9 protein-coding genes, 1 other RNA gene and 1 pseudogene are annotated in these 7,749 nt (G+C 56.6%); 5 read left to right on the top strand and 6 right to left on the bottom strand.

The genetic code is table 11. The features are described from left to right. Window positions 1-164: 164 nt before the first annotated feature. The 4 genes and pseudogenes from aroQ to CSQ89_RS23300 all read left to right on the top strand — a co-directional run bounded on the left by aroQ (window position 165) and on the right by CSQ89_RS23300 (window position 1,263). Window positions 165-716, top strand: coding sequence for a gamma subclass chorismate mutase AroQ (aroQ, locus tag CSQ89_RS18350; RefSeq protein WP_158229037.1), 552 nt, complete (start codon window positions 165-167; stop codon window positions 714-716). A 32-nt stretch (window positions 717-748) separates the two neighbouring features. Beyond that, on the top strand, window positions 749-949 hold the full coding sequence (locus CSQ89_RS18345; protein ID WP_308418178.1) for a nucleotide-binding protein: 201 nt from the start codon (window positions 749-751) through the stop codon (window positions 947-949). Beyond that, window positions 940-1,038: pseudogene (locus CSQ89_RS23890) on the top strand (hypothetical protein); the annotation flags it as partial. The gene CSQ89_RS18345 and the pseudogene CSQ89_RS23890, both read left to right, overlap by 10 nt. 21 nt (window positions 1,039-1,059) lie before the next feature. Then, a complete protein-coding gene (locus CSQ89_RS23300) occupies window positions 1,060-1,263 on the top strand; it encodes a hypothetical protein (protein WP_233203305.1) in 204 nt (67 codons plus the stop codon). A 137-nt stretch (window positions 1,264-1,400) separates the two neighbouring features. Here CSQ89_RS23300 and CSQ89_RS18335 read toward each other — a convergent pair whose 3' ends face one another. The 6 genes from CSQ89_RS18335 to CSQ89_RS18310 form a co-directional block, all read right to left on the bottom strand. After that, complete coding sequence (locus CSQ89_RS18335; protein ID WP_099407524.1) at window positions 1,401-2,366, bottom strand: lipase secretion chaperone; 966 nt, start codon at window positions 2,364-2,366, stop codon at window positions 1,401-1,403. After that, on the bottom strand, window positions 2,366-3,292 hold the full coding sequence (locus CSQ89_RS18330) for an esterase/lipase family protein (protein ID WP_099407523.1): 927 nt from the start codon (window positions 3,290-3,292) through the stop codon (window positions 2,366-2,368). Before CSQ89_RS18330 ends, CSQ89_RS18335 begins: the two co-directional genes overlap by 1 nt. Window positions 3,293-3,634: 342 nt before the next feature. Then, window positions 3,635-4,147 (bottom strand): RcnB family protein, encoded by a 513-nt coding sequence (locus tag CSQ89_RS18325; protein WP_099407522.1) that lies wholly within the window; start codon window positions 4,145-4,147, stop codon window positions 3,635-3,637. A gap of 116 nt (window positions 4,148-4,263) precedes the next feature. After that, the gene (locus CSQ89_RS18320; protein ID WP_099407521.1) at window positions 4,264-5,058 is read right to left on the bottom strand and encodes an inositol monophosphatase family protein; all 795 of its coding nucleotides are present in this window, start codon (window positions 5,056-5,058) and stop codon (window positions 4,264-4,266) included. 95 nt (window positions 5,059-5,153) lie between these two features. Continuing rightward, window positions 5,154-5,696 carry a response regulator transcription factor gene (locus CSQ89_RS18315; protein ID WP_099407520.1) on the bottom strand — a complete coding sequence of 181 codons (543 nt, stop codon included), beginning with the start codon at window positions 5,694-5,696 and terminating at the stop codon, window positions 5,154-5,156. Beyond that, entirely contained in the window at window positions 5,696-6,910 is a 1,215-nt protein-coding gene (locus CSQ89_RS18310; protein WP_143747089.1) for an ATP-binding protein, read from the bottom strand. Before CSQ89_RS18310 ends, CSQ89_RS18315 begins: the two co-directional genes overlap by 1 nt. Window positions 6,911-7,020: 110 nt before the next feature. Between CSQ89_RS18310 and rnpB the strand changes: the two genes are divergently transcribed. Then, window positions 7,021-7,430, top strand: an RNA gene (rnpB, locus tag CSQ89_RS18305) — RNase P RNA component class A. Window positions 7,431-7,749 lie beyond the last annotated feature (319 nt).

Here is a 7,749-nt window from a genome sequence, read left to right as displayed (position 1 = left end):
ACCTACCATCGCCGACAAGCCCGTTGCTGTCGCCGCACCAAACGTGCTCAGCAAATAGTCGGTGTACAAATCGAGTTCTTTGTTCTTCATGGCGACAGGTTATCGTATGCACTGCGTAACATCAGTCTGTGAGATTCCTACCGATGAGATCGAACCCAACCTGTTTGCAACCCGTACGCTGGGTAGGCTTACTGTTGACCTGCTTGGCTGTCTGCAGTCTTCCTGGTCACGCGGCCCCGGCAGACATCGACTTGCTGATCGACGCCAGTATTGAACGCTTGCAACTTGCCGATACCGTCGCCCATTACAAGCACGTAAACCAAATTGCCATCGAAGACCTACCCCGTGAAGCATTGGTCATTGCCACCGCTGTCGCTGCCGGACGGGTGCAAGGATTGCAGGCACAGGAAGTGGAATCGCTATTCCGGCAGCAAATCACTGCCAACAAGATGGTGCAGGCAGGGCTGATAAAACAATGGCAAGCCGGCTCGGCCCCAACCGGCCAAGTACCGGATCTGATCCGGGATGTACGACCAAGGTTGGATCAATTGCAAACACGGTTGCTGCAAGGCTTGGTGCAAAGCCAGCAAGACCGTCAGCAAACCGACTGCCAGCAACGACTGACCCAGCAAACCAAAGCCAAGGTGGACGCCAAAAACCTTGATGAATTGCATAGCAAAGCACTGACCCAGGCGTTGAGTCGCATCTGCGGCTAGACAGCCGACGCCCCCACTATCGAGCCCACCCGATGCCTACGCTGATGATCCAAGGCTGTACTTCCGACGCTGGTAAAAGCACCTTGGTGGCAGCGTTAGGCCGGCTTTTACGCCGACGTGGTGTGAAGGTGGCGCCCTTCAAGCCGCAAAACATGGCGCTCAATAGCGCCGTCACTGAAAATGGCGGCGAGATAGGCCGGGCGCAGGCAATGAAACAGAAGGGATTCCGCTAGCGGGATACGAAATCCACCACGGCGATAGCCAAGTACTGGATACCGAGCGCATACCGCTGATTACATTTGATGATGGCCGTAACGATGGCCTGATTTCAGCCGATGGCCAAGTGCTGGGCTGCTATCTGCATGGTTTGTTCGACCAGCCTGCCGCGCTGCAAGCGCTGCTGGCATGGGCTGGATGTACAGTGGAAGCCAAGTACGATGCGCGCAGCCAGCTCGACGCCGAGCTGGACCGGCTGGCCAATGCGCTCGATACCGCGTTGGATTGGGACAAAGCTGCAGCTGCGGGACTTGCCATCGAGTCAGCCTGATCGACTTGCAGCTAATGGGATAGCACTTGTTTTGTCCCCCGGCCCGACTTTCGCTGGGTTGCGTAAAGATAAAGAAACGGGGCAGCTTTTGGCTGCCCCGTTTCATCTGGCATTGCCAGCTTCCTCTTCCTCTTTTTTTATTCGTAAGCCGTCAAACGTAATCGCTCCTGCGCATTGAAGTAGGCCTCGCGCATCGCTGCCACCACCACTTGGCGCTGACTCTCATCAAGCGCCGAATTGTTACGTACCGGTACCAGTGCCTGCCGGTAGAGGTCGATACGCCGTTGCCAATCCGCCTCGTCTCGGTCCAGCGCCGCCAGCTTCGTCGCCGCCGCTTCGCCCACACTGGCTGCACGTAAGCGGAAAACTGCCGCGTCGTCTGCCCCCTGTTTGCGTGCTACTGCTACTTGCTCAGCCAGCGCCAGATACTCTACTGGCTGTTGGCGAGCCGCCAGCATGGCTGGGTCAAGCTTGGCATCCAATTCGGCAAGACGGCTGTGCTTCATTTCGGCCGTAAGGCGTGTGTCTTGCTGGACCTGCATCCGCGCCATGGCGTCGTCGTCATAACGGTCTTCCCAACCGAACAACCCTGCCACTTCCTGCGGGCTGAAATAACGGCCGCGTAACGTCCGTGATACATCAAGCCGCTTGCGCGCGATGGTCAACGCATTACCCTGCAAGCTGGTGTCGGCATCCAGTGTTATCAAGGCGCGCTTGAAGTAGAGGTAACGTCGGAACAACGCTTTGGCATCTTTCGCGGCCACTGCCGCATAGCGCTTGTTCAACTGGGCCTCCACCGCTGTGATGATGTTGCGCAGTGTCTGTTCGCCAGTGGTGGCAAGGTAGTAGTCAAACAGCCGACGCAGGTTTTCATCCACCAGCAGGGTTGTTTCAAGCGGCGGAGGGGCTGGTTTAGGCGCAACGACGGCCACCGCAACAGGAGGCGGGGCCGGTATACCATCAGGCACCGTACCCACAAGCGAAGGTGCAAACGGCTGCGCTTTGTCGTCAATTACAAGCGCAGGCTGTGCCGGTGCCGGCCAAACAGCGGCCAATACGGCACCCGCGACCAAAATAGGTACTGCATAGACCGACTTATGCATCACAGCCCCGCATTCTTCAGCCGGTTGGCATGCTGGCGATAGAGTGTTACGGGGTCGGTTTCAAACAAATGGACCAAACCGAAAAAGTGGTTGATCTCATCGACATGGTTCATACGGTAGTCGTCGCGAATCACCTGTCCCAGCCGGCTGGAACATGTACTTACCAATCCATCGTTTGCGTTGCCGTACAACAAGCCCATCAAACCCAGCATGCTATCGCCCGGGTCTGCAATATTGGTCACCATGCTGGCACCACTCCACGAATAAAAGCGAATGCCATTGTGGATATAAGCCCCTTCACCACAGGCACTCGTCGGTACGCCACCTGGAAAGCGCTGGTTGAAATCCGCCAGTTTCTGGGTCGTCAACGCTTCCAGCGCCTGCACCGGGTCTTGCGGCAAGTCATTACCGTTGGATACCAATGAAATCAGACCGGCCAGACCACGCGCCACACCCGCGGCCACCGTTTCGGATACAGACCCCGCAGGCAATGCGCCACGCACCATATCGGCAATTCGAGACCCCTTGTTGACCCCACCCACGGTCGCCACCGATGCCACAAGTTGCGGTGCCACGCCCGACACATAGCGTGCGGTCGGGCCGCCATGGCTGTGGCCGATCAGGTTCACCTTGTCTGCCCCGGTGATAGCCAATATCTGCCGTACCTGGGACAACAGTTGCTCGCCCCGCATCTCAGTACTATTAACCGCCGACACCTGCGCCACATAGACCTTCGCACCATCCTTTTGTAGTTCGGCAGGTATGCGATACCAGTAGTCAACGCCAAGCGCCCGATCAAAACCGAACAGGCCGTGTACGAGCACGATGGGATACTTGGTTTGAGTGTAGCCAGTGGAAGCATGAGCGGGCACAGCAAGGGCAAAAGCGAGGCCCAGCCCCACCAGCAAGGTGGCAATGCGATTCATTAATGTTCCTCTCCATTGAACTGAAGTACTTCACCCGCCTTTCTTGGTGAGGCGGCTTATGTAACTTAGATAATGGAACTACAAAAACATAGAGTAATCGCTCGCCAAATGAAAAATCGACTGATTCCTCCAACACTTGGCAAATAAAAAGCCCACGTAGGGGCATGGGCTGGATAAAGGAGGCAACCGGCTTTAAATAACCTGTTCACGACAAATCGTAAACAAAACTGCAGCAGAAGAACTTAGAACCTGTCTAAAGTCTCGCGAGCTAGGGCAAGATAAGGCGAAAACAGCTGAGGAAGCGGAGTTTACAAGTGGTAAATGAGCATTCCGAGGGTGTTTTCAACGCCATATTGCCGACGCACAGCAGACTTTAGACAGGTTCTTAGCGAAGAATATCTTCAACCGCATCAACACCATGCTGGTGCCGATAGCAATCAACAGCATGTGCCCTGCAATCTGGACATAGCGGTGACGAGGTGGTGGTGGCGGTAAACGCCTCAACAAATCACCCGGCAGCTCGTAATAACGGATGTCGGGCGGCAATGGATGCCCCCGGCTCCATTTCTTTGCCTGCCCAGGTGGCATACAACCATTGTTCTTCTTGGCAAGGCCCGGGGGGCACTTCCCTCTGCTCGCCTGCTTACCGTAGTAGTCACCAATAATGCGGCGTTCGTCATCATCGAAATGGAACACTACCTTCGCATCATCACGATCTTCATGATGCTTTTCGGCGTGCTTGTCTTTGCCATGCTTATTACCCCCAGCCCAAGCAGGCTTGTCTGCCAACGCCGCTCTATTCACCACGAGCGCGCTGACTATGCTCAGAACAATGAGTGAGACAGGGTTTTTCATGATTTTCTCTCCCCGCTGCGTAATTGGACAATGAGCGTATTTAATACAGTCTAGACGTTCAGTCCCAAGGTTAATGCGACCCCGATGAAGCACAGCTGAGTCCGGGAGAGAGAGCGCTACAGATTGTGCTTAACCCACTTCGTCCACTGTCCGAACAAGCCTGGGTTCAATGCGGCAATCACCGAACGTTGCCAGACATCATCTGCCCAGAAGTCGCTGTGATACAGGCTGGTCATCTGCCCACCGGCTTCAGCCAAAATGAGACAACCCGCAGCGTAATCCCACAAGCGTTGACCACCATGGACGTAGATGTCGAATCGGCCAGCAGCGAGGTAACACCAATCCAGTGTTGAAGCGCCGAAATTCCGCTGGCTGCCAAATGGCGGAAGCGCTGCCAAACGCTGCGGTAGCTTGCCACCCAGCCACTTTACTTCCACACCGGCAATCGCCTCCGGCATCATTGGCACGTACTTCTTCAATGGAAGCGGTTGACCATTAAGGTGTGCACCCTTGCCAACCTCGGCGGTAAACATCTCGTCGGCCACGGGGTTGTAGATGACTGCCAGCACAGGCCGACCACGTTCCATTAGGGCCACCGAGACCGCAAAATAAGGCAGGCCATGCACGAAGTTAGTGGTGCCATCGATAGGATCAATCACCCAAATCCGTTCGTTGGCTTCCCACAATGCCTCTTGTTCTTCACTCGTCATTTCCTCACCCAATACCGGGCAGGCCACGATGCGGGGCAACCGTTCCACCAAAGCGCGCTGAGTTTCGAGGTCGGCTTCGGTAAACAGTGTGCCGTCTTCCTTACGGCTACCGCCCACTAGCATGAAACGCGACATCACCTCGGTTGCGGCCACTTCGCGAACAGCGGCAATAACGAGATCAAGTGGGCTGGTTGCAGACATGGGTAAAACCTTTGCGAAAACAAGCGACGATTCTAAACGCAAAGTGCTACATAACGCGGCCGCCCCAGATTAGGAATGCCCCTAGTGTGACGCAATCAACTGCGATCTGGCGGGTTGGGACTAGGGCGCTTGACAAGCTTGCGCTGCAGGGTGCGGCGATGCATGTTCAAGGCACGGGCTGTGGCGCTGATATTGCCTTCGTGTTCCACCAACACTTTCTGGATGTGCTCCCATTCAAGGCGGTCCACCGTCAATGGCTGTGCATCCACTTCGGCCTCGGCATCACCCGCCAGCTTCTCCAACGCAGCCAGAATTTCGTCCACGCTGGTCGGTTTGGCCAGATAGTGCACTGCACCGAGCTTTATCGCCTCGATGGCCGTGGCGATGCTGGCATAGCCTGTCAACATCACAATACCGCAATCGGGTGCGATATCGATCAACGACGGTATCAGCCGCAAGCCAGAATCATTGCCCAGTTTCAGATCAACCACTGCGCAATCAGGCACAGCAACCCGCGCAGCGCCAAGCGCACTAGCCGCATCCACCGCTGTGCTCACCTGCCAGCCTCGTCGCAGGAATGCCCGTTGTAGTACAGCGAGCAGCGCCGGGTCGTCATCGACCAACAAGATGTGCTGCATTAAGCCTCCGCCAGCGGCAGGTTGATATCCACTGCGGTGCCGCCTTCTGCACGCTTTTGCCAAACCACCCTGCCACCACAACGCTCCACCGCCGACACAGCCAGGGCGACACCCATGCCCAGCCCCCTCCCACCGGGCTCAACCACCACACCGTCAAAGCCAGGGCCTTGGTCTTCAATCCTGATTTGCAGCTTGTGGGCCGTCCAGTCCAGCGAAACGCGCTGCCATGCTGCACTTGCATCGGCAGCGTTATCGAGCAGGTTCAGCAATGCTTGGCGCAGGTCGAAAGCCCATGTCACCACCGGTGGCTGTGTGCCCAGCACCACCACCTCGGTTTGGGCGGTAGGCCGTACTACGCGCCAATCGTCCATCAGTGCCCGCAATGCTTTATCAGCCGGCTGCGAAGCCGGGCGCTCGCAATCTGCCCGCAGCCGCCCAAGCTCAGCCCTGCAAGCGTACAACTGCTGTCGGATCAAGTCGAGGTCGGCACTCAGACTGGTGTTGGCTACATGCTCGTCCCGTAATTCATCCACCAATACCGTCATAGTCGCCAAGGGCGTGCCCAACCTGTGCGCAGCACCGGCAGCCTGCAAACCTAAACCCAACACTTGCTGATGACGCAAACCGGCTTCGCGAGCATCCGCCAGCTCACGCTCCTGGCTACGCAGCTGCTGGCCGATGCGGGTAACAAGACCCGCCACGATCAGTGCTGCTGCCACAAAGGCCAGCCACATGCCCAATGTATGCAAAAAGAAAGCCTGCGCCATCGAATCATCGGACAACGGCAAGGGTAGGTACCACACCAGCAGGATGCTGTAGGTGAGCAAGGTAAGGCCAGTGAGCGGCCAGACAAAACGCGCCGGCAATGTGGCGGCGGCAATCACCAGGGGCAGTAGAAACAATGCAGTAAACGGATTACTTGCCCCGCCGATAAAGAACAGCCACAACCCATGGCCGATAATATCGATGCTGAGCTGGCGGGCTATCTCGGCAGCGGTTATGGCGTACCCCTGCTTACGGGCCAAGCGTAGGCGCAGCAGGCTGAGGAGGTTGTAAGCCATCAGCGCCAGGCAGACAAATCCCAGCGACAACAATGGCAAGGCCCATCGGAAAACCAGGACAGCAAACAAGACAGCAGCCACATAGGCCGTGATGGTCATGGCGCGTAGCAACACCAAACGGTGGAGGACGGAAACTAAGGCGTTATGTGGCATTGCCACATTGTAACGGCCTGCATGCACAAGCGTGCTGCGACGCTTGGTCGCAGTCGCCTATTCAACCCACAACCGGGGGGGGCTTGACCGCAGTGGTAAACTAGCAAGGCGAAGTTGGCCGGACAGTCGCCGCCTGCGCAAGCGGGGGGAGGAAAGTCCGGGCTTCATAGGGCAGGATGCTGGCTAACGGCCAGGCGTCGCGAGGCGACGGAAAGTGGAACAGAGAGCTGAACCGCCGAACTGCGGGCAACCGTGGTGGCAAGGGTGAAAAGGCGTGCGCTTTGCAATAGGCGTGGTGGGTCGCAAGACCTTCGTGTAAGAGACCACCGCTCGACTGGTAACAGGACGAGGCAGGCTAAACCCCATCCGAAGCAAGACCAAATAGGCAAGCGTTGACGGGGCCCCCTGAGCTTGCGGGTAGGTTGCTTGAGGCGGCCAGTAATGGCCGTCCTAGAGGAATGACTGTCGGTGGCGGGAAACCGCCATGTCACAGGACCCGGCTTATAGGCCAACTTCGCACTTCACAAAGCAAAAAGACGCGAATCACTTCGCGTCTTTTTGCTTTTCGGCAGTACAGGTTACAGCCCCAGACTATTGGCGTGGTTAACAAAACCCAACGAAGTAGATCTGGCTAGGCGTGCAAACGCAGACAGTGCGTAGGTACGGCAAGTTTGCACAACAACGCCAGAAAGGTTTTGTTAGCCGCACTTATGAACTGATGTTACGCAGTGCATACGATAACCTGTCGCCATGAAGAACAAAGAACTCGATTTGTACACCGACTATTTGCTGAGCACGTTTGGTGCGGCGACAGCAACGGGCTTGTCGGCGATGGTAGG

Source organism: Chitinimonas sp. BJB300 (genome assembly GCF_002735695.1).
Classification (GTDB): Bacteria; Pseudomonadota; Gammaproteobacteria; order Burkholderiales; family Chitinimonadaceae; genus Chitinimonas.
This window is presented reverse-complemented; position numbering and strand designations above follow the sequence as displayed.